Annotated in this window: 25 protein-coding genes; 17 read left to right on the top strand and 8 right to left on the bottom strand. The window is 60.2% G+C overall.

The genetic code is table 11. The annotated features are described in order from the left end of the window. Positions 1–113: 113 nt before the first annotated feature. From ACXAC3_RS17615 to ACXAC3_RS17600, 4 genes are all read right to left on the bottom strand, one after another. On the bottom strand, positions 114–686 hold the full coding sequence (locus ACXAC3_RS17615; RefSeq protein ID WP_475162912.1) for a cob(I)yrinic acid a,c-diamide adenosyltransferase: 573 nt from the start codon (positions 684–686) through the stop codon (positions 114–116). Beyond that, positions 687–890, bottom strand: coding sequence for a twin transmembrane helix small protein (locus ACXAC3_RS17610; RefSeq protein ID WP_475162910.1), 204 nt, complete (start codon positions 888–890; stop codon positions 687–689). Positions 891–970: 80 nt separating this feature from the next. Continuing rightward, a complete protein-coding gene (locus ACXAC3_RS17605) occupies positions 971–1,798 on the bottom strand; it encodes an SDR family NAD(P)-dependent oxidoreductase (protein WP_475162908.1) in 828 nt (275 codons plus the stop codon). Between the two features lie 70 nt (positions 1,799–1,868). Further along, complete coding sequence (locus ACXAC3_RS17600) at positions 1,869–2,480, bottom strand: SH3 domain-containing protein (protein ID WP_475162905.1); 612 nt, start codon at positions 2,478–2,480, stop codon at positions 1,869–1,871. A gap of 201 nt (positions 2,481–2,681) precedes the next feature. Between ACXAC3_RS17600 and ACXAC3_RS17595 the strand changes: the two genes are divergently transcribed. From ACXAC3_RS17595 to tuf, 3 genes are all read left to right on the top strand, one after another. After that, a complete protein-coding gene (locus tag ACXAC3_RS17595; RefSeq protein WP_475162902.1) occupies positions 2,682–5,030 on the top strand; it encodes a DNA topoisomerase IV subunit A in 2,349 nt (782 codons plus the stop codon). A gap of 135 nt (positions 5,031–5,165) precedes the next feature. After that, positions 5,166–5,720 carry a hypothetical protein gene (locus ACXAC3_RS17590; RefSeq protein WP_475163483.1) on the top strand — a complete coding sequence of 185 codons (555 nt, stop codon included), beginning with the start codon at positions 5,166–5,168 and terminating at the stop codon, positions 5,718–5,720. A 113-nt stretch (positions 5,721–5,833) separates the two neighbouring features. Next, positions 5,834–7,009 (top strand): elongation factor Tu, encoded by a 1,176-nt coding sequence (gene tuf, locus ACXAC3_RS17585; protein WP_170337277.1) that lies wholly within the window; start codon positions 5,834–5,836, stop codon positions 7,007–7,009. A 17-nt stretch (positions 7,010–7,026) separates the two neighbouring features. Here tuf and ACXAC3_RS17580 read toward each other — a convergent pair whose 3' ends face one another. Next, on the bottom strand, positions 7,027–7,278 hold the full coding sequence (locus ACXAC3_RS17580; protein WP_475162899.1) for a hypothetical protein: 252 nt from the start codon (positions 7,276–7,278) through the stop codon (positions 7,027–7,029). Here ACXAC3_RS17580 and ACXAC3_RS17575 point away from each other — a divergent pair. Further along, positions 7,277–8,638, top strand: a complete 1,362-nt coding sequence (locus ACXAC3_RS17575) for a tetratricopeptide repeat protein (RefSeq protein WP_475162897.1) — start codon at positions 7,277–7,279, stop codon at positions 8,636–8,638. The genes ACXAC3_RS17580 and ACXAC3_RS17575 overlap by 2 nt on opposite strands. A 41-nt stretch (positions 8,639–8,679) precedes the next feature. Here ACXAC3_RS17575 and rpe read toward each other — a convergent pair whose 3' ends face one another. Then, on the bottom strand, positions 8,680–9,369 hold the full coding sequence (rpe, locus tag ACXAC3_RS17570) for a ribulose-phosphate 3-epimerase (protein ID WP_475162894.1): 690 nt from the start codon (positions 9,367–9,369) through the stop codon (positions 8,680–8,682). 167 nt (positions 9,370–9,536) lie between these two features. Between rpe and phnC the strand changes: the two genes are divergently transcribed. From phnC to ACXAC3_RS17545, 5 genes are all read left to right on the top strand, one after another. Further along, positions 9,537–10,358 carry a phosphonate ABC transporter ATP-binding protein gene (phnC, locus tag ACXAC3_RS17565; RefSeq protein ID WP_475162890.1) on the top strand — a complete coding sequence of 274 codons (822 nt, stop codon included), beginning with the start codon at positions 9,537–9,539 and terminating at the stop codon, positions 10,356–10,358. Between the two features lie 64 nt (positions 10,359–10,422). Further along, a complete protein-coding gene (gene phnD / locus ACXAC3_RS17560) occupies positions 10,423–11,325 on the top strand; it encodes a phosphonate ABC transporter substrate-binding protein (RefSeq protein ID WP_475162886.1) in 903 nt (300 codons plus the stop codon). 67 nt (positions 11,326–11,392) lie between these two features. Further along, positions 11,393–12,274, top strand: coding sequence for a phosphonate ABC transporter, permease protein PhnE (phnE, locus tag ACXAC3_RS17555; protein ID WP_475162883.1), 882 nt, complete (start codon positions 11,393–11,395; stop codon positions 12,272–12,274). Further along, positions 12,271–13,626 (top strand): phosphonate ABC transporter, permease protein PhnE, encoded by a 1,356-nt coding sequence (gene phnE / locus ACXAC3_RS17550; protein ID WP_475162881.1) that lies wholly within the window; start codon positions 12,271–12,273, stop codon positions 13,624–13,626. The genes phnE (ACXAC3_RS17555) and phnE (ACXAC3_RS17550) overlap by 4 nt, the downstream gene beginning before the upstream one ends. Before the next feature lie 26 nt (positions 13,627–13,652). Further along, positions 13,653–14,267 (top strand): LbetaH domain-containing protein, encoded by a 615-nt coding sequence (locus ACXAC3_RS17545; protein WP_475162879.1) that lies wholly within the window; start codon positions 13,653–13,655, stop codon positions 14,265–14,267. Positions 14,268–14,291: 24 nt separating this feature from the next. On the opposite strand, the gene phnF is transcribed toward ACXAC3_RS17545, so the two are convergent. Further along, on the bottom strand, positions 14,292–15,002 hold the full coding sequence (gene phnF / locus ACXAC3_RS17540; RefSeq protein ID WP_475162877.1) for a phosphonate metabolism transcriptional regulator PhnF: 711 nt from the start codon (positions 15,000–15,002) through the stop codon (positions 14,292–14,294). Positions 15,003–15,105: 103 nt separating this feature from the next. Here phnF and phnG point away from each other — a divergent pair, with 103 nt between their 5' ends. The 8 genes from phnG to phnN are packed head-to-tail and all read left to right on the top strand — an operon-like array spanning position 15,106 to position 20,352. After that, positions 15,106–15,564 carry a phosphonate C-P lyase system protein PhnG gene (phnG, locus tag ACXAC3_RS17535; RefSeq protein WP_475162876.1) on the top strand — a complete coding sequence of 153 codons (459 nt, stop codon included), beginning with the start codon at positions 15,106–15,108 and terminating at the stop codon, positions 15,562–15,564. Continuing rightward, a complete protein-coding gene (phnH, locus tag ACXAC3_RS17530) occupies positions 15,564–16,139 on the top strand; it encodes a phosphonate C-P lyase system protein PhnH (RefSeq protein WP_475162872.1) in 576 nt (191 codons plus the stop codon). The genes phnG and phnH overlap by 1 nt, the downstream gene beginning before the upstream one ends. A gap of 4 nt (positions 16,140–16,143) precedes the next feature. Beyond that, positions 16,144–17,235, top strand: coding sequence for a carbon-phosphorus lyase complex subunit (locus tag ACXAC3_RS17525; protein ID WP_475162871.1), 1,092 nt, complete (start codon positions 16,144–16,146; stop codon positions 17,233–17,235). Next, positions 17,232–17,492, top strand: a complete 261-nt coding sequence (locus ACXAC3_RS17520) for a hypothetical protein (RefSeq protein WP_475162867.1) — start codon at positions 17,232–17,234, stop codon at positions 17,490–17,492. Before ACXAC3_RS17525 ends, ACXAC3_RS17520 begins: the two co-directional genes overlap by 4 nt. Beyond that, positions 17,485–18,345: an alpha-D-ribose 1-methylphosphonate 5-phosphate C-P-lyase PhnJ gene (locus tag ACXAC3_RS17515; protein WP_475162864.1), complete on the top strand. Its 861-nt coding sequence runs from the start codon at positions 17,485–17,487 to the stop codon at positions 18,343–18,345. The genes ACXAC3_RS17520 and ACXAC3_RS17515 overlap by 8 nt, the downstream gene beginning before the upstream one ends. After that, positions 18,342–19,112, top strand: a complete 771-nt coding sequence (phnK, locus tag ACXAC3_RS17510; protein ID WP_475162861.1) for a phosphonate C-P lyase system protein PhnK — start codon at positions 18,342–18,344, stop codon at positions 19,110–19,112. The genes ACXAC3_RS17515 and phnK overlap by 4 nt, the downstream gene beginning before the upstream one ends. Before the next feature lie 11 nt (positions 19,113–19,123). Next, positions 19,124–19,807 (top strand): phosphonate C-P lyase system protein PhnL, encoded by a 684-nt coding sequence (gene phnL / locus ACXAC3_RS17505; RefSeq protein WP_475162860.1) that lies wholly within the window; start codon positions 19,124–19,126, stop codon positions 19,805–19,807. Continuing rightward, positions 19,804–20,352, top strand: a complete 549-nt coding sequence (phnN, locus tag ACXAC3_RS17500; RefSeq protein ID WP_475162858.1) for a phosphonate metabolism protein/1,5-bisphosphokinase (PRPP-forming) PhnN — start codon at positions 19,804–19,806, stop codon at positions 20,350–20,352. Before phnL ends, phnN begins: the two co-directional genes overlap by 4 nt. Here the strand turns inward: phnN and ACXAC3_RS17495 are convergent. Continuing rightward, complete coding sequence (locus tag ACXAC3_RS17495; RefSeq protein ID WP_475162856.1) at positions 20,334–21,017, bottom strand: DUF1045 domain-containing protein; 684 nt, start codon at positions 21,015–21,017, stop codon at positions 20,334–20,336. The genes phnN and ACXAC3_RS17495 overlap by 19 nt on opposite strands. Between the last annotated feature and the right edge of the window lie 23 nt (positions 21,018–21,040).

Below are 21,040 nucleotides of genomic sequence, written 5' to 3'. Positions count from 1 at the left end.
CGTCTCAATTCGCGCGGCAACAGGGCAAAATCGTCACGTCATGATCTTGAGACGTCGCGTTTCGCAATTTTTGACGCAACGGCGCGAAATAATATTGCCAGAAGGTCAGCGCCTTAGCGGTTTGCGCCCGGAACCCACAACACATCCGCGGTGCCGTTTTCATTGGCGCAGCGGGCTGCGACAAAGAACCAGTCGCTGAGGCGGTTGAGGTATTTCACGGCGACCTCGTTCACCGGTTCCATATTGGTCAGCTCGACGGCCAGCCGTTCCGCCCGACGGGACACCGTACGGCAGACATGAAGATGGGCCGCCAGACGTGAGCCGCCCGGCAGGATAAAGCTGCGCAGCGGTTCAAGGGTTTCGTTCATGGCGTCAATCTCGGCTTCCAGCCGGTCGATCTGGGCCGGAACGATGCGCAGCGGCGGAAAGTCGGCCTCGGCGTCCTTATCCATGTCCGGGCGGCAGAAATCGGCGCCCAGATCGAACAGGTCGTTCTGGATGCGCGACAGGGCCGCTTCGACTTCGCCTTCGGCCTCGGTCCGGGCGACGCCGACAAAGGCATTCAGTTCGTCAACAGTGCCATAAGCGGTGACGCGCCCCGAATATTTGGCAACACGTTCGCCGTTTCCCAGCGCGGTTTTCCCGTCATCACCGGTGCGCGTGTAAATCTTGTTGAGAACGACCATCTACTGCACTCCCTGTCCACGCAAATAGACGTAGAGCACGATCAGCACGACGGCAATGAACTGAAACAGGATGCGCAGCTGCATCATCCGGTTGCTTTTCATCGCGGCGCTTTTGCCGCTTTTGCCGAAATTGGAGATGCCGATTGCCAGCACGACGACAACCGCCGCCATGGCCAGCAACAACACGACCATCAAAAGGTCCATGGGTACACCGTCCGGGTTTATTGTTTCGTTGACGTATCATCTAGCCCCACGGGCCTGAAAAGCGAACGGGTAATTTCGCCTCAGACGTCCGACAGGATGCGGTCGATGGTTCGGGTCGGCAGGATACGGCGCAGGTAGCCGGCGATATAGGTGGGGGTTGTGACGTAATAGCGCGCGCGCGGCCGTTTCGATTCGACCGCGTGGGCCAGCTTGTCGGTCACCGCGGATGCAGGCAGTTCGAACCGGTCGGGCCCCGAGGATTCATAAAGTCTTTTCAGCAGTGTTGCTTCATATTTCGCCCGCAGGGCCGAGTTCTGCCAATTGATGAACCGTTCGAAAAACGGGATCGAATTCTCGCGGATTTTTGAGGTGATCGGGCCGGGTTCGATCAAGACGACCTTGATGCCTGTATCTTTCAACTCCAGACGCAAAGTGTCCGTCAGACCTTCGACCGCATACTTGGTCGCCACATACGCGCCCCGCCAGGGAAAGGCGACGAAGCCCAGGACCGACGAATTCTGAACGATTCGCCCATGCCCCTGCGCCCGCATGACCGGAATCACCTGCCGTGTCAGTTCGTGCCAGCCAAAGAAGTTTGCTTCGAAAATCTGGCGCAGACCCTCGGTCGGCAGATCCTCGACCGCGCCGGGCAGGCCGTGCGCGCCGTTGTTGAACAACGCATCCAGCGTGCCGCCTGTGGCTTCAAGCACTTCGTTCAGCCCGGCAGAGATACTGTCGGCATCCGTATAGTCGATCTGCGGGCTTTCAAAGCCCTGCGCCCGCAGGCGATCGCAATCACGCTGTTGGCGGCAGGACGCAAAAACGCGCCAGCCGCGGGCGCGCATGCCATGGGCCGCATCCAGGCCGATGCCGGATGAGCAGCCGGTGATAAGAATGGTTTTCTGCATTATCTACCCAAAGCTGAACCTTGCGCCAAAGCTATGGCGCGGGTCGGCTCAGGACAATGACACCTTCGCGTCAGTTCGCGATTTTTCGGACCAGTGACGACGAAATCCATCCGACCTGTTGCTGGGGCAACACGCGCAGGCGCAACCAGCCGGTTCCGGATTCGCTCAGCACTTCGACCTTCTGGCCGATGGTCGCCTTGCCGATGATGGGGTAGATCGTGCCCGGCCCGTCGCGCATATTCACCCGTGTGCCCGAGATTTCGCGGATGTCCTTTTCAGGTTCGGGAAGTGCCGGCGATTCCAAGGCTTCCTGCGGCGTATCCTCGGTGATCTGACGCAACCCGGCCACCCCGTCTTCCAGCGAGGCGAGCGTGATATTGGCGTCCTGATCTTCGAAAACTGTTAGACCTGAGAAAGATCCGAGGCTCGCATCCTCTGTGACGAACACGACAACCTCTTCCACTGCCAGATCCGGTTGGGCGCGCACGGTCGGTGCACGTGCGGCGACGCTGGTGACAAGCTCACTGACCTGAGCAGGCGCGACGGTTGACGATTTAGGGGCTGAGGCGACACGTTCAGGTTGATCGGCGCGCAGGCCGCGCGGTTCGAAATCCGGTCCTCCGCTTATTACGTAAAAGCACCAGCCGAGTGCGGCGAAGGTAATAACAATAAGGCGCGTCATGGCGCATCCCCCAGGTCAATCGCAAGAAACAAGAAATAGGCAGCAGTTAATGCAGTCAGCCTACCATATTTCGCACCCCGAGTCGAAAACCGGGGGAAATCGGGGGGTTGTCTCCCCCTGTTGCAAAAAGCGCTACTTGTCCCCAGCAAAATACGCGCTGATTGCTTTACCACGGCGCGCTTGCGGCGTATCACATCATGTATGAACGATACGATCGACGACCCCAACATGGAGGCCCCTGACAATGGGGGCGAGGTGGCCGAACCGCTGCGCCGCGCGATTGGCGAACGCTACCTGACCTATGCGCTGTCCACTATCATGCACCGGGCTTTGCCCGATGCGCGGGACGGGTTGAAGCCGGTGCACCGGCGAATCCTGTACGCCATGCGGGAATTGCGACTCAGCGCGACCGGTGGATTCCGCAAGTCGGCCAAGATTTCGGGCGACGTGATGGGTAACTATCACCCGCACGGTGATGCCGCGATCTACGACGCGATGGCGCGTCTGGCGCAGGACTTCAACGTGCGCTACCCGCTGGTCGACGGGCAGGGGAATTTCGGCAATATCGACGGCGACAACCCGGCGGCCTCGCGATACACCGAGGCGCGGATGACCATTGTGGCCGAAGCGCTGCTTGAGGGTCTGAACGAGGACGCCGTCGATTTCCGCGACAACTATGACGGTACGCTGACCGAGCCGGTCGTGCTGCCCGCGCAGTTTCCGAACCTGCTGGCCAACGGGTCCAGCGGCATCGCGGTCGGCATGGCGACGAACATTCCGCCGCATAATATCGCTGAGCTGTGTGATGCCTGTCTGCATCTGATCAAAACGCCGGATGCGCGCGACGATACACTGCTGAACTATGTCCCCGGTCCGGATTTCCCGACCGGCGGCGTCATCGTCGAGCCGCCTGAGAACATCGCGCAGGCTTATCGCACCGGGCGCGGCTCCTTCCGTCTGCGCTGTAAGTTCGAGGTCGAAGATCTGGGTCGCGGCCAATGGCAGATCGTGGTCACGGAGATCCCGTATCAGGTTCAGAAGTCCAAGCTGATCGAAAAGATCGCGGAACTGATCCAGACCAAGAAGATCCCGATCCTTGCAGATGTGCGCGATGAATCGGCTGATGACATCCGCCTGATCCTCGAACCGCGTTCCAAGAATGTGGACCCCGAGGTGCTGATGGGCATGCTCTACCGCAACTCGGACCTTGAGGTGCGGTTCAGCCTGAACATGAACGTGCTGATCGACGGGGTGACGCCCAAAGTCTGTTCGATGAAGGAAGTGCTGCGTGCGTTCCTCGATCACAGGCAAGAGGTTCTGCTGCGCCGCTCGCGTCACCGTATGGCGAAGATCGACCATCGGCTGGAGGTCTTGGAGGGCTTTATCGTTGCTTTCCTGAACCTCGACCGTGTGATCGACATCATCCGTTATGACGACGACCCCAAAGCCGCCCTGATGCGCGAGGATTGGGGTATCGACCATGTCCGCGCCACCAGCGAGGCCGACTATGTCTCGCCCAAGCCGGGTGAGGGCGAACTGTCCGAGGTTCAGGTCGACGCGATCCTGAACATGCGCCTGCGCAGCCTGCGCCGTCTGGAAGAGATGGAGTTGGTGCGCGAGCGCGACGAGTTGATGCTGGAACGCGCCAATCTCGAAGACCTTCTGGCTGACCCGGCCCTGCAATGGGCCAAAATCGCCGAGCAGTTGAAAGAGACCAAAAAGACCTTCGGCAAAGACTACGAAGGCGGTGCGCGCCGGACGCAATTTGCCGAGGCTGGCAATGTCGAAGAAGTGCCGCTGGAGGCAATGATCGACCGCGAGCCGATCACAGTGGTCTGCTCTCAGATGGGCTGGATTCGGGCGATGACGGGCCATATCGACCTGAACCGCGAGCTGAAATTCAAGGATGGCGACGGCCCGCGTTTCATTTTCCACGCGGAAACCACCGACCGGCTGCTTGTTTTTGCCTCGAACGGGCGTTTCTACACGGTCAGCGCTGCCAACCTGCCCGGCGGGCGCGGCATGGGCGAGCCTTTGCGCCTGATGGTCGACTTGCCGAACGAGGCGCAGATCGTCGATATTCTGATCCACAAGCCGGGGCGCAAGCTGTTGGTGGCCTCGGACGCGGGCAACGGGTTCATGGTGCCCGAGGATGACGTGCTGGCCCAGACCCGCAACGGCAAACAGGTGCTGAACGTCAAAGGGGATGAGGCGGCGGTGATCTGCAAACTTGTGGATGGGGATCACGTGGCAGTGGTGTCCCAGAACGGTAAGTTTCTTGTGTTCCCGACCGAGGAATTGCCTGAGATGACGCGGGGCAAAGGCGTGCGCCTGCAGAAATACAATATGGCCCGCGGGCGCCAGGGGACGCTGGAACTGGACGGTGGTCTGTCGGATGTCACCACCTTTAACTGGGATGACGGCCTGAAATGGTCCATGGGTGGCGACAAGACCCGGCACGAGGCCGATATGTCCCAATGGCTTGCCAAGCGCGCCAGCGTCGGGAAAAAGCCGCCTTATGGCTTCCCGCGCGACTATAAATTCTCGTGATCGCGCAACACTTGCGGGTGGAATTCTGCCGATACGGCTTGGCACAGGCCGTATCGGTGCGCTAGATCAAAGAAAACAGGCCTATCGAGACGAGACATGTTGCGCATTCTGACCCTGATCACCGGATTGGCCCTGATGGGCGCTTGTACGCAGACGCAGGTTTATGAAGAACCTGAATCGCTGGGTGAATTCAAACTGCGCGTCAATTATGCATTTGCCGAGAAAGCCAAGCAGGGTCCGGTTTCACGGGATGCGACGCCCAAAGAATGGGAAGAGGCCATTCAAAATGCGGTGGATATTCGTCTGGGCCGATACACAGGCGCGCAGGAATACGACATAGGTATTAGCCTGGAAGGCTACATGCTTGCTCCTCCGGGCGTTCCGGTGATCTACAATCCCAAAAGCACGGCGATTGTGTTGGTGAATGTCTATGACGTTCGCAACAAAGAGTTTTTGGCAAAAGCCAAGCAGTTCCAGGTGCTTGAAGACACGACCGGAGAAAGTGCTTTTGCCGGATCCGGTAATGCCCGGACAAGGGAAGAACAAATGAACGGTCTGGCGCTGAAGGTGGCGGACCGCGTCGAAGAATGGCTGGCCGAAGAACATGAAGAGAACGGCTGGTTCGACAAGCGACCCGACCTGATCCAACCGCTCGATTCCGGCGAAGTTACACAAAATCCGGCGTCGTAACCTGCTTTTCCCGCAGGATGTGCTTGATTTTCCCCTTTGAACCAAATATCTCGCGCGCGCAGATGTAACCACGGGACCAAGGGTCCCCCAAATCGCAAAAGGGCGCCTGAGGAATGGCAAAGGAAAAGTTTGAGCGTACAAAACCGCACGTCAACATCGGCACGATTGGCCACGTTGACCACGGCAAGACCACGCTGACCGCAGCAATCACCAAGTATTTCGGTGACTTCAAAGCGTATGACCAGATTGACGGCGCGCCTGAAGAGAAGGCCCGCGGCATCACCATCTCGACCGCCCACGTGGAATACGAGACCGACAACCGCCACTATGCGCATGTCGACTGCCCCGGTCACGCCGACTACGTCAAGAACATGATCACCGGTGCCGCGCAGATGGACGGCGCGATCCTGGTTGTGAACGCCGCTGACGGCCCGATGCCGCAGACCCGCGAGCACATCCTGCTGGGCCGCCAGGTTGGCATCCCGAAGATGGTCGTGTTCATGAACAAAGTGGACCAGGTTGACGACGAAGAGCTGCTGGAACTGGTTGAGATGGAAGTGCGCGAGCTGCTGTCCAGCTACGACTATCCCGGCGACGATGTTCCGATCATCGCAGGGTCGGCTCTGGCGGCGATGGAAGGCAACAACCCGGAAATCGGCGAAGAGAAGATCAAGGAACTGATGGCGGCGGTTGATGACTACATCGACACCCCTGAGCGTGAAGTTGACAAGCCGTTCCTGATGCCGGTCGAAGACGTGTTCTCGATCTCGGGCCGTGGTACCGTTGTGACCGGTCGTGTCGAGCGTGGCGTGATCAATGTTGGCGACGAGATCGAAATCGTCGGCATCCGCGACACTCAGAAAACCACCTGCACCGGTGTTGAGATGTTCCGCAAGCTGCTGGATCGCGGTGAAGCGGGCGACAACATCGGCGCCCTGCTGCGCGGTATCGACCGTGACGGCGTTGAGCGTGGCCAGGTTCTGTGTAAGCCGGGTTCGGTGACACCGCACACCAAGTTCGAAGCCGAAGCCTACATCCTGACCAAGGAAGAAGGCGGTCGTCACACCCCGTTCTTCGCGAACTACCGTCCGCAGTTCTACTTCCGGACCACGGACGTGACCGGCACCGTGACCCTGGCGGCTGGCACCGAGATGGTCATGCCCGGCGACAACGTCGGCTTCACCGTCGAGCTGATCGCACCCATCGCGATGGAAGACGGCCTGCGCTTCGCCATCCGCGAAGGCGGCCGCACCGTCGGCGCTGGTGTTGTGTCGAAAATCATCGAGTAAGTCGCGCAAGCGAATGATCAGACGGAAAGGGCGTCCCTCGGGCGCCCTTTTTGTTTGAAATCAATGATCCCGAGACGAACCAAATATGGTGTGTCGAAAATCATCGCGTAAGTCGGCTTTGCCGACTGATGGGCGGCGGTTGCCCTGAAAGAGCAATGAGAGCCCACAACGTTGAACCAAAGAAGGCCGTCCCGAACCGGGGCGGCCATTTTCTTATCACATTTTTGAGTATTCTTTGGGAAACGCATTCTTTCGATTTCAGGCAACATGTTCGTTCCATTTAACAAACTGAACCCCATAACCGTTTTGGCATTGCTTGCCATCCATTCGACAAGCGGGGCGGCTTATTCCAAACCGCTTCTCACAAATTCGCAGCTGACTTATGTCTCGGCCTGTCTGGAGCAGGATGAAACGCCGGAACGGCTGGTGGAAATCTGCCAGCGCGGGCTGGGGGCGACCGGTGCATCCGACCGGCAACGGATCGAGATGCTGGATCGTCTGGCCTGGGCCTATTTTGATCTGGATGACCTTAAGAAGTCGGAACAGACGTTTTCGGAAATTCTGGAACTGGACCCCGGTGCCGAACCGGGCCTGCAGGGATTCGCGTGGATCCTGTATTATCGGGACGAGTATGCCCCGGCTGCCGAATGGTTCCGCAAAGCCATTTCGCGAAAACCCACCGCCAACAATATGGCTGGGCTTGCCGCAAGCGCGCATAGCAGCGGTCAAATCGATCTGGAAGAATTCGAACGCCGAATGCATGCGGCGCTGGCCCTGAACCCGGACTATACCTGGGCCATGCGCGAACTGGCCTGGACGCTGAGCGAGTACGGCCGGTCCGAAGATGCGCTGGAATGGTTCAGGTCGGCCATTGGTGTCAATCCTTCCGATCCCTATGCGGAATACGGCATGGCTTTTGTCTTGTCAGATCAAGGCAAGTGGGAAGAAGCCTTTGAACATGTGACGCGCACTCTGGAACTGCATCCGGAATTCGTTGCCGCCAGATCGCGCCGTTCGCTGATCCTTCTGATGCTGGACCGGCCGAAACAATCGCTCAAGGATGCCGACGCGGTTATTGCTGCCACACCCGACAAGGCGGATGGGTATGTGCGCAAGGCGCGGGCTTTGTCCGAATTGGGCCGCAGATCCGAGGCGCACAGCGTTCTGGCGATGGCTGAAGCCGAGGCTGGCGCCAGCAGTTATCTGCTGTTCTGGCGGGCAAGGTTGCTGTTTGATGATTACGACAACGACGCCGCGCTGGTGCAGATACGCCGCAGTGTCGCGCTGGAAAGCGCAGACCATTTCGACCATCGCCTTCATGCTGAAATCGCCCTGGACCTTGGGAATATCCAAGAGGCCCGCGTCGCCATTGATCGGGCGCTGTCGCTGCAACCTGATAAGTCTTATGTGCAGTATATCAACGCGCTGGTGATGCTGGGTGAGGGCGAGTTCGAGGCCGCCGAGGGTATGTTTGACACCGCCACGGCGGGTGGGTTGTCCGAGGATTACCTCAGCGACTTTCTCGCGGAGCTTGTTGCCGAAGGCCGCTTTATGCAGGCAATCAAGATGCGCGTGCGCTACCGCAACGAAAAGGCCGCGGCAAACAATGACGCGGCCCAGTCGAACTAGGTATCCGTCAGGATTTTCTGCCGCGGCCAGCGGGCCACACGCTACGCGATTGCGCTGTTTGCCGCGTTGCGCACGGCTTTGATATTGTCACCGTAAACGCCGGGATTCTCAACCGATCCGCCTCGGAAAACCGCGGAGCCTGCCACCAGCACATCCGCGCCGGCGGCCGCGACCAGAGGGGCGGTTCCAGGGTCGACACCGCCGTCGATTTCGATGTGGACTGGCCGGTCGCCGATCATCTGCCGCAGGCGGCGGATCTTGTTGGTCATGTCGATGAATTTCTGCCCGCCGAAACCCGGGTTCACCGTCATCACGCAGACCAGATCGGTGAGGTCCAGCAGATGCTCGACCGCCTCGGCCGGGGTGCCGGGGTTCAGTGCAACACCCGCCTTCATTCCTGCCGCGCGAATGGCCTGCAGGGTGCGATGGGTATGGGGCCCGGCCTCGACATGGGCGGTCAGGATATCCGCCCCCGCATCGGCGTAGGCCTGAATATAGGGGTCGACCGGGGTGATCATCAGGTGAACATCCATCACCGTTTTGACATGCGGGCGAAACGCTTTGACGGCCGGCGGGCCAAAGGTCAGGTTCGGAACGAAATGGCCATCCATTACGTCCACATGGACCCAATCGGCGCCCTGCGCCTCGATCGCCTGAATTTCGGCGCCGAAATTGGCGAAATCGGCGGACAGGATTGACGGTGCGATCTTGATGGTGCGGTCAAAGCTCATGTGTGTCCTCATAAGGAGATACGGTGTTCGTTCCGCATATATCCGCGATATGCAGCCGTGGGTAGGGCCAAGGGACCCAAATATGGGTTTACAAAACTTTCACGCAACCGACACATCTCCGTTGGAGATCGCATTTAGCTGACCGCCAACACTACTGGGGGTGGCACGTGCTGCGAATTGAAAACCTGACGAAACGCTTTGGCGAAAATGTCGCCGTGGATGCGGCCACGCTGGATGTCGACAAGCCGTGCATGATCGGCATCATTGGCCGGTCGGGGGCCGGAAAATCGACGCTTCTGCGGATGATCAACCGGCTGACCGATGCCTCCGACGGCCAGATTCTGTTCGAAGGTCGGGACGTTACCAGCCTGAAGGGTCGCGAGAAGCGCGCCTGGCAGGCGGATTGCGCCATGATCTTTCAGCAATTCAATCTGGTGCCGCGCATGGACGTGGTGTCGAACGTGTTGCACGGAACGCTGAACCGCCACTCGACACTGGCCACGATGTTCAACCTGTTCCCGATGGACGAGATACACCGCGCCATCGACATTCTGGATCGGCTGGGCATTGCCGAACACGCGCCCAAACGTGCCGAGGCGCTTTCGGGCGGTCAGCAGCAGCGCGTCGCCATCGCGCGCGCCCTCATGCAGGACCCCAGCATCATTCTGGCGGATGAACCGATCGCCTCGCTGGACCCGATGAACGCGCAGGTGGTGATGCAGGCGCTGCGCCGCATCCACGAAGAGGATGGCCGCACCGTCATTGCCAACCTGCACACGCTGGACACCGCGCGCCGCTATTGCGACCGCGTCGTCGGCATGCGTGACGGCCGCATCGTGTTCGACGGTCTGCCCGAGCAACTGACCACCGGTGTCGCACGTGAGATCTACGGCGCCGATGCCAGCTTCTCGGAGGAGGCGACCTCGACCGAGATCGACACGCTCGACGCGACCCAAAAGGCATTGATGGAAGCCGAAGCGACCATCTGAGCCGACCCACCCCTTTCATCGACCGGCCGGTGAAAGGCCGGCACAACAAACCGGAGAGAGACAGATGAAAAAACTGATGGCTGCCCTTGTGGCAACAACTGCAATGGCGGCACCTGCCATGGCCGAAGAAATCAGCGAATTCCGCATCGGCATTCTGGGCGGCGAAAACGCTCAGGACCGTCTGAACAACAACGAATGCCTGCGCGAATACACCGAAGAGACGCTGGGCGTGGAAACCAAGCTGTTCGCCCCGGCCGACTATGACGGCGTGATCCAGGGCCTGCTGGGCGGCACCATCGACATGGCGTGGCTGGGCGCGTCGGGCTATGCAAAAACCTATCTGAGCGACCCTGAAGCGGTTGAACCCGTTCTGGTAAAGGTGAATCTGGATGGCGGCTACGGCTATTACTCGATCGGTTTTGCCCGCAAGGACAGTGGCATTGCGTCGCTGGAAGACATGAAGGGCAAAACCTTCGGGTTCGGCGATCCGAATTCGACCTCGGGCTACCTGATCCCCTCGATCGAAATCCCTGCCGCGACCGGCGCGACCATGGACTCGGGCGACTATTTTGGTGAGGTGAAGTTCACCGGTGGTCACGAGCAGACCATCGTTGCGGTGAACAACGGTGACGTCGATGGCGGTGTAACATGGGCCGACGGTCTGGGCGACTGGGAAGATGGCTTCAACTCAGGCGCTCTGCGCCGTGCGGTTGACGCGGGTCTGATCGACATGAACGACATGGTCATGATCTGGCAGTCGCAGCCGATCCCGGAAGGCCCTGTCGTGCTGCGCAAGGCACTGCCGGCAGAGGTCAAGGCAAAGATGACCGACCTGATGGCGGGTCTGGCTGAGAAAGACCGTGAATGCTTCTACGGGGTTGCGGCGGGTGAGGCCAAGGCATTCGAGCCGATCACCCACGACGCCTACGAAATCATCATCGAAGCGCGCCAGTTGAAGTCGAACTAAGACGAAACATCCCAATGGTCGGGGTCCGGTGCAAAACCGGACCCCGTTTTCCCCTCAGGAGCATTCCATGACAGACCTGACCGCAGGGTCCTCTGGTATCGACCAGATCCGCGCAGATTATTCCGCGATGACACGCCGCAAACGGGTCTATGGCGGTATTCTCCTGATCCTTTTCGTGGCGCTGATGGCCGCCGGGTTTCGCACCGCTGACAATCGCAACGCGGGCAGCTTCGCGGATGGGTGGCATCGCATCTTCGATTACCCGGCCGAGGTTCTGTCCGAAGCCTGGGACAAGATCGGCGCAATGCCCGAAAATCTGGCGCGGTTTTTTCCGGCTCTGATCGAAACGATCAACATTGCCGCGGCGTCGACCCTGATCGGGACCATTGTGGGTACGTTTCTGGCCCTGATGTCGACACGCGGCATGGCGCTGTCGCCATCGCTGATTCCGCTGTTCCGGCGCATCGCCGACATATGCCGGGCAATCCCCGAGATCGTGATCGCCCTGGTTCTGATTTTCGTATTGGGTGGCGGGCCAGTGCCCGCGATGATCGCGATTGCCATCCACACAGCCGGTGCCTTGGGCAAGTTGTTTTCCGAAGTGAACGAGAACGCGTCGTTAAAGCCGGTCGAGGGGCTGCACTCGGTCGGCGCAAACTGGTCGCAGCGGATGTATCTGGGTGTGATCCCGCAGGTTGGTCCGAACTATGTCAGCTATGCGCTGCTGCGGTTCGAAATCAATATCCGCGCTTCGGCCATTCTGGGCTTTGTCGGCGCGGGCGGGCTGGGGTACGAGTTGCGCAATTCCATGTCGTGGGGGCAGGGGCGGTATGACGAAGCCGCGGCCATATTCCTTCTGCTGTTTGTCACAATCGTCGTTGTCGATCAGGTTTCCGGCTTGCTGCGCGAGCGCCTGACCCACGGATTCGGAAAAGGAGCGCAGGCATGAGTACCTTCGCAACCGATCTTTCTCTGGCTGAACTCAAGGCCGAAGCTGATCGCCTGTTCAATCGCAAACGGCTGGTGAATTTCGGTCTGCCTGCGCTGGTGTTGGTCTATCTCGCCTATGTCTTCTTTGCTTTTGACGTACCTGGGCTGGCTGGCCGCGCGAACTGGGAAAACGGCAAAACCCTGGTCGCCGACAGCTACAGCTACAAAACCCATGTCGAACGCGACAACCGCAACGGTGAAGTGTCTGTTGCTATCGAAGGCGAGCGCAAGGGCGCCTACCCCGACGGCGCGGCGCCGGACTGGGTGGTATTGGGTGAAACGACGGTAATCAATCTGGAAGATGGCCACGTCGTGCGTTTCGGCCCCGAGACTGTGGAATATGACATTCCGGGTTTCGGTACCGTGCGCGCGACGCCGACGCGTGCGGCCGGCGTTCAGGCTGAACTGCCCACCAAACAGGTACCGGACTGGATCAATGTGTCCAAGAACCGGATGTCGATCACAACGGATGCCGGCCGTCTGACCGTAACGCGCAACCGGTCCGAAGTGTTCCGCTATTTCACGGGATGGGAGCTGTTCTGGTTCACGCTGGACAGCCCTTATTATGGCAAGTCGTTCTCGGACCTGGTCGGTCTGGCGGCAAAGGGCGAAGCGCCAGAGATCCTGAACGATTTCTGGACCAACAAGATGTGGCGGCATCAGGATGTGGCCTGGGCCATCTTCGAAACGATCCTGATGGCGTTTCTCGGCACCCTTGGGGCCGGAATGGTGGCGTTGCCGCTGGCGTTTCTGGCGACCCGGAATTTCAACCCTCTGAAATCCATCCGCTTTATGACGCGCCGTGTATTCGACTTTGTCCGTGGCGTGGACGCCCTGATCTGGACGGTGGTGCTGGCGCGTGCGTTTGGTCCCGGCCCGCTGACTGGTGCGCTGGCCATTCTGGTGACGGATACCGGCACTTTCGGCAAGATCTTCTCGGAGGCGCTGGAAAATGTCGATCAAAAGCAGATCGAAGGCGTGCAGTCCACAGGTGCCAACGCGCCGCAACGCTATCGCTTTGGTGTGATCCCACAGGTGACGCCGGTTCTGCTGAGCCAGCTTTTGTATTTTCTTGAATCCAACACCCGCAGCGCGACGGTGATCGGGGCAATCACGGGCGGCGGTATTGGCCTGTTGCTGACGCAGGCGATCATTACGCAGAAAGACTGGGAAGAGGTCGCCTATTACATCGTTCTGATCATCCTGATGGTGATGCTGATGGACTGGTTCTCGGGCTGGTTGCGCAGACGGTTGATTCAGGGTGAGACTGCGCCGAAACGAAAAATATCTAAGGCCGCGAAGGCGGCCTGATCCATCGGGGACACAAGGGTATTTTCATGACACGTCTTCGTTCGGATCAGCCGTTCATCCACCCCGATTGCGCGATTTCCAACAGCAGTTTCGGTGCGTATGTCGAAATCGGCGCCGGGACCCGCGTGACGAATTCGGTGTTCGGCGATTATTCCTATTGCGACCGGACCTGTGACATTGCCAATGCCGAGGTCGGAAAATTCGCCAATATCGCCAGCTTTACGCGGGTCGGCGCAACCGATCATCCGATGGAGAAGGCATCCCTGCATCACTTCCTCTACCGCTCGGCGGATTATTGGGACGATGCCGAAGACGATGCGGATTTTTTCGCGCATCGCGCGAGCCGCCTGACAAGGATCGGTCACGACACATGGATTGGCCATGCCGCCATCATCAAACCCGAGGTGACAATCGGCCACGGGGCCGTCATCGCTTCGGGGGCGATTGTGACCCGGGATGTGGCACCGTATCAGATCGTTGGAGGGGTCACCGCGGAACCAATACGCCGCCGGTATCCCGAGGCGGTGGCAGAGCGAATGATGAATTTGGCCTGGTGGGATTGGGATCATGCACGGCTTCGTGTGGCTCTGCCCGATTTTCGCACCATGGCGGCGGAAGAGTTTCTGGAAAAATACGAGTAGCCGCGGGCGGATCGCCTGAGCGATCTAATCCTCGTTCAGCGTTAGGGTGACCCGTTCACCGGCAAAAACCGTGCGACCGTATTCCACCGGGTTGCCTTCAGGATCAGCATTCACGCCCACCGAAAACAGAACCGGCGCGCCTTCGCTGAGATGAAGATGCAGCGCCTGCGTTGCTGTGGCCGCGCGCGCCGTCAGGCGGGTCGAGATTCGGGTGTAATCCTCGATCCCGCATCGCTGCAGGGCGCGTGTCACGGACTGGGTTTCCGACAGGGCCGTTAATATCTCTGGCAGACGATCCGCCGGGAAGACGCTTTGAAACAGGCCGATGGGCTGTCCGTCGGCCAGCGAAAGCCCGTCATATACGTGTACCGCGTCCCCGGGTGTCAGCCGCAGAGCCTCGGCCTCGGTCTCATCCGCTGCGCGCGTGGTCAGGGACAGGATCTTTTTGCCGGGTATTTTGCCGCTGGCCGAAATGCTCTTGTGGTACCTGACGCGCTTGCCAATCGGATAGTCGGTCGGGCGGGCCGCGACAAAGACGCCGGCGCCGCGCCTTGCATGAACCAGCCCTTGCGCGGCCATTTCGGACAGCGCACGGCGAACCGTGTGCCGATTGACCCCGTATTGCGCCGAAAGCTGCGCCTCGGTCGGCAGGCGGTCACCGGTGTCGTATCTCCGCTCGGCAATGTCCGAAGTCAGGCTCAGGGCGATGCTTTTCCAGACCGGCGTTTTGCTCATGTCACCAAACTTTCACAGTGTTGCGGATTGCGAGTCGCCGCGCGGAGGTGTAATATTTGTCTAGTTGTATAGTTCATGTAGACAACCCCGCCAAGAGGCTTTGATGGAAGATCGCTCAAGAAAACCGAACGCCGCGCGTCAGGAATGGATGGGCCTTTTGGCGCGCGCGCCAGAGGAGGCATTGCTGGCGCTGTGGGAGCAGTTTGGGGTTCGGCCGGCCTTTGACTGGCTGCGACGCCCCGAAATCGGCGGCGTCATGGTACGCGGGCGAACCGGGGCGACAGGCGCGCCGTTCAACCTTGGGGAAATGACGGTCACGCGCTGTTCCCTGGTGCTTGAGGACGGCACGGTTGGGCATGGCTACGTGCAGGGCCGCTCGAAACCAAAGGCCGAGGTCGCCGCGCTGATCGACGCGCTGATGCAGACTGAAACCGCCGGGGATCTTCATGCCCGAGTGACAGGGCCGCTCAGTCAGCAGATGCAGGCCGCGAAAACGGCCCGAGCCGCCAAGGCGGCCGCAACTAAGGTGGAATTCTTCACGATGGTCCGGGGAGAGGATTGATGAAAGCGCAGACGCAATTCGCTGGCGGTTTCCAAAATGCCCCGATCGAGGCGGCATATGCCTTTCGCGCGGCAATGACCGTTATGGCGCGCCCCGGTGAAATCCGCACTTTGTCGGGCGCTCGGCCACCAGAACCCCTGTCGGCGGCTGCGGGGACCTTGCTGCTGACACTGTGCGATCCGGATACAGGAGTGTATCTGGCTGGGGCATTGGATACGGAAGCCATACGACAATGGCTGACCTTCCATACCGGCGCGCCTATCACAACTGCGGATCAGGCTGATTTTGCCGTAGGCACGTGGCAGGCGCTTGGACCATTGGGTCAATATCGCATCGGGACGGCGGAATATCCTGACCGGTCCGCGACGCTGATTGTTGAGCGTGACGACTTGCTACAGGCGGGTGCCAGGCTGACAGGGCCGGGGATCAGAACTGCGGCGAACCTGTCGCTGCCGGATGTCCCGGCGCTTCGCGCTAACGCTGCTCAGTACCCGTTGGGGTGTGATTTCTTCTTTACCTGCCGCAACAGGGTTGCCGCCTTGCCCCGCAGCACTCAAATCGCGACGGAGGGCTGAAAAAATGTATGTTGCCGTCAAGGGTGGTGAAAAGGCCATCGAAAACGCCCATGCCTGGCTGGCAGAGGAGCGCCGCGGCGCAAAGGATGTTGCCGCGCTGAGCATCGAACAGATCCGGGAACAGCTCAGCCTCGCGGTGAACCGGGTAATGGCCGAGGGGTCGCTATACGACCCCGACCTTGCGGCGCTGGCGATCAAGCAGGCGCGCGGCGATCTGATCGAGGCGATCTTCCTGATCCGCGCTTATCGCACCACCTTGCCCCGGTTCGGGTATTCAAACCCGGTGGAAACAAGCCAGATGTCCTGCGACCGCCGAATTTCAGCAACCTTCAAAGATGCGCCGGGCGGGCAGGTTCTGGGACCGACCTTCGACTACACGCACCGGCTGCTGGATTTCAAACTGGCCGCGGATGGCGAGGTGCCGGGCGCGCCGGAGTGCCCGCCCCGCGAAGGACAGACGCCACATATTACGGAATTCCTGAAGGGCGAGGACATCATTCAGGACGAGCCCGCCAGCGACGCCGCACCAGGCGATCTGACCCGCGAGCCGATGGAATTCCCCGCAGACCGCCCGCTGCGCCTGCAATCACTGGCGCGAGGTGATGAAGGTTTTGTACTGGGCATGGCCTATTCCACTCAGCGCGGGTACGCCCGCAACCACGCCTTTGTCGGAGAATTGAGGATCGGCAAAGTGGCGGTCGAGATGGACATTCCCGAACTGGGCTTTGCCATCGAGATCGGCGAGGTCGAACTGACCGAATGTGAGACGGTCAACCAGTTCAAGGGCTCCAAGACCGAACCACCGCAATTTACCCGTGGCTATGGGCTGGTCTTCGGTCAGTCAGAGCGCAAGTCCATTGCCATGGCGCTGGTCGACCGGGCACTGCGCTGGGAGGAGTTGGGCGAAGACAATCTGGGTGCCCCCGCGCAGGATGAGGAATTTGTCCTGAGCCATGCAGATAACATTCAGGCCACCGGGTTCCTCGAACATATCAAGCTGCCGCATTACGTCGATTTCCAGTCTGAGCTGGAACTGGTGCGCAAACTTCGGCGTGAGGCCGAGGCTCGGATCACGCCACAGGAGGCTGCGGAATGAGGTTAATCGCCGCCGTCCCCAAAATCCGCGCTGTCCCCCGAGCGCGCCTCGTCTATTGGCGAGGCAATTCCGCCAACGCCTCGGGCACGCGGTCGGGGAACGTCGTAATCACCGAGACGCAATTTGATAAGCGTTCTGACCAGAGTAGCCGCAAGCACCAGAAGGACGAGCATTGCGGCCGCGCCGATCCAGTTCTCTGTGCTCACTTTGAAGCCCTGTCCAAATCTTCCGTCAATAACGGGTATCTCTATGTCTGAATACAACTTTGCATACCTGGACGAGCAGACCAAGCGGATGATCCGTCGCGCCATCCTGAAGGGGCTTGCTGTGCCCGGCTATCAGGTGCCGTTTGCCAGCCGCGAGATGCCGATGCCCTATGGCTGGGGCACGGGCGGGGTGCAGGTCTCGGCCGCGACACTGACACCGGAGGACACGTTCAAGGTGATTGATCAGGGTGCGGACGACACCACAAACGCGGTCTCGATCCGCAAGTTCTTTGAGAACACGGCGGGCGTGGAAACGACCGAGGAAACCGAAAAGGCCACGGTCATCCAGACCCGCCATCGCATCCCCGAGGCGAAGCTGCGGCAGGATCAGATCATCGTCTATCAGGTGCCGATCCCCGAACCGCTGCGTTTTCTGGAACCGCGCGAGACCGAAACCCGCAAGATGCACAGCCTTGAGGAATACGGGCTGATGCATGTGAAGCTGTACGAGGACATCAGCCAGCATGGCGCGATCTCGACCGCATATGCCTATCCGGTGAAGGTATCGGGGCGCTATGTGATGGATCCGTCGCCGATCCCGAAATTTGACAACCCCAAGCTGGAAATGGATGCCATTCAATTGTTCGGAGCCGGGCGCGAGCAGCGGATTTACGCGGTGCCACCGCATACCAGGGTCGAGAGCCTCGATTTCGAGGACTATCCGTTCGAAGCCACCAAGGCCGATCATCCCTGTGATCTGTGCGGGGCCGAGGACAGCTATCTGGACGAAGTGATCATGGATGATGCCGGCACCCGGATGTTTGTCTGTTCCGACACGGATTACTGTCGGTCGCGCCGCGCCGAAGGCCACCGGGGGCGTCTGGCCGGGGAGGATGCGGCATGACCCCGCTGTTACAAGTCGAAGGTATCGAAAAGCATTATGGCGCGCGGATTGGCTGTGCCGATGTCAGCTTTGACCTCTATCCCGGCGAGGTGATGGGGATTGTCGGCGAAAGCGGCTCGGGCAAGTCGACGCTGCTGAACTGTCTGGCCGGGCATCTGACGCCGGATGCGGGACGGGTGATCTTTGACACGCGCACGGACGGTCCGGTGGATACGGTGACGATGTCCGAACCCGCACGCCGGATGCTGGGCCGCACCGACTGGGCCTTTGTGCACCAGCATGCGCGGGACGGATTGCGCATGTCCGTCAGTGCCGGGGGCAATATCGGTGAACGCCTGATGGCCGTCGGTGACCGGCATTATGGCGCAATCCGTGACCGGGCCATCGACTGGCTGGGCCGGGTCGAGATCGACGCAAGCCGCGTGGATGACCGGCCAACGGCCTTTTCCGGTGGAATGCAGCAGCGTCTGCAGATCGCGCGCAATCTGGTGACGGGTCCTAGACTTGTCTTCATGGATGAACCGACCGGCGGGCTGGATGTCTCGGTTCAGGCGCGTCTTTTGGACCTGCTGCGGGGACTGGTGCGCGAAATGGGGCTGAGCGCCATCATCGTCACCCATGATCTGGCGGTGGTGCGTCTGTTGGCGGATCGGTTGATGGTGAAGAAGGACGGCCATGTGGTCGAGTCCGGGCTGACCGATCAGGTGCTGGACGACCCGCAGCACGCGTATACGCAACTGCTGGTCTCCAGCGTATTGCAGGTTTGAAGGTGAAGACGATGATAGAACTCAGGGACGTCAGCAAAAGTTTTACCCTGCACAATCAGGGCGGCGCGGTGATCCCGGTGATGGAAGGCGCAACGCTGAAGGTTTCAGCCGGTGAATGCGTCGCGCTGACAGGAGCGTCGGGGGCCGGGAAGTCGACCCTTATGCGGGTGATCTATGGGAATTATCTGGCTGCGTCGGGGCAGGTTCTGGTCCGTGGGCTGGACGTGGCAAAAGCAGAACCGCGCGAGATTCTGGCGCTGCGGCGCGAAACCCTGGGCTATGTCAGCCAGTTCCTGCGCGTCGTTCCGCGCGTCCCGACGCTGGAAGTGGTTGCCGAGCCGCTGCTGAACATTGGATGCGACCGGTCCGCAGCATTGGAAAAGGCCGCGGCCCTGCTGGCCCGGCTGAACATCCCGGAACGTCTGTGGCGCCTCAGCCCGACCACGTTTTCAGGCGGTGAACAGCAGAGGGTGAACATCGCACGCGGATTTGCGCATGACTATCCGGCGATGTTGCTGGACGAACCTACCGCCTCTTTGGATGCACAGAACCGGGAAACGGTTCTGACGCTGATCGAAGAGGCCAAGGCGCGCGGTGCCGCGATTGTCGGCATTTTCCACGATGTCGGCGCGCGTGCTCGGGTTTGCGACCGAGAGGTCAACGTGTCGGATTTCACCCCGGGGGTCGCGGCATGAGCCTTGCGCCGGTCATTGCAGTGGTTGGGCCATCGGGCGTCGGCAAGGACAGCGTGATGGAGGCGCTGGCAGCGCGTGTGCCCGGAATTCAGCAGATGCGTCGCGTGATCACACGCCCCGAAGGTGAAGAGGGGGAAGATTTCGACCGCGTGACTGTCGAAAACTTCCGGCAGATGGCAGAGGATGGCGCATTTGCTCTGCACTGGTCTGCGCATGGCCTGCTTTATGGTGTACCGGGCGGTATCGAAGACCTCAGAAAGACGTCCGATGCGGTTTTGGTGAATCTGTCGCGATCCGTATTGATGCAGGCTCAAGAGGCGTTCGGCGACCTGATCGTGATATCCCTGACGGCCGATCCCGAGGTTCTGGAACAGCGCCTGACCGTGCGTGCGCGCGAAGGTGCAAGTGAACAGGCGCGCCGGCTGGCCCGCGCCAACGTGCCTTTGCCCCAGGGGCTGGACCGGGTGTTCGAGGTCGACAATTCAGGCCCGCTGGAGATGACAATCGCCGCCATCCTCGCACGGCTTCAGCCGGAAAGGGCATAGCGATGGATCAGGTGAAACCGCCCATCCGCGACCTCGCCCATCAGGGCCAGATCACCGATCCGAAACGGGTTCGGCATCATGGGGGCAAGGCGTTCCTGCAAGACGGATTGAACCGTCGCCAGAGTGGCCTTGTCCAGCTTGCCGCTGAGGGTGATGTGAAAGCGGAAGGAGTCCAGCACATAAGGGTAACCCCATTGTTCAAGATTGGCCTCCTGCATCCCGGTCAGGCCAGCAGCCCTTCGCCGGTTCAGTTCAGCCTCGGACGCCGGGGCGCGAAAGCTGTCCAGATCGCACACGCAGGCGGCAGCCAGTGCGTTCAGCGCCATTTCGCTACCTACCGGGCGCAGGGCCAGAAAGCGGCCCAACCGGGTGATTTCCAGCCCGTCAAGCGTGACGGGAGTGCGGGATTCCGCAAGCCGGGCGCAGGCATCTTTCAGGGCCGTCAGCGATTGGCCCTGCTGCATTCGAAAGGGCGGCTTCATCGTCGCGTGCAGCCCATATTTTCGCGGAACATCAGTGATTGCGGCGACATCCACCCCGTCAATCACCGGATGCGTGGTTTCCTGACCGGCTTCCATGTCCCAGCCCAGCCAGCTGGTGGCAAACTTTGTCCACCCGGCATGCGCGGGCGGTGCATAGTAGATCGCGTATCGCGTGAATGTCACAATGGCCTCCTATGCGTGGCCTT

The sequence above is a fragment of the Ruegeria sp. ABV4_181 genome (genome assembly GCF_056158465.1).
The sequence above is the reverse complement of the archived record's forward strand: the minus strand, read 5'-3'. Positions and strand labels throughout refer to the sequence as shown.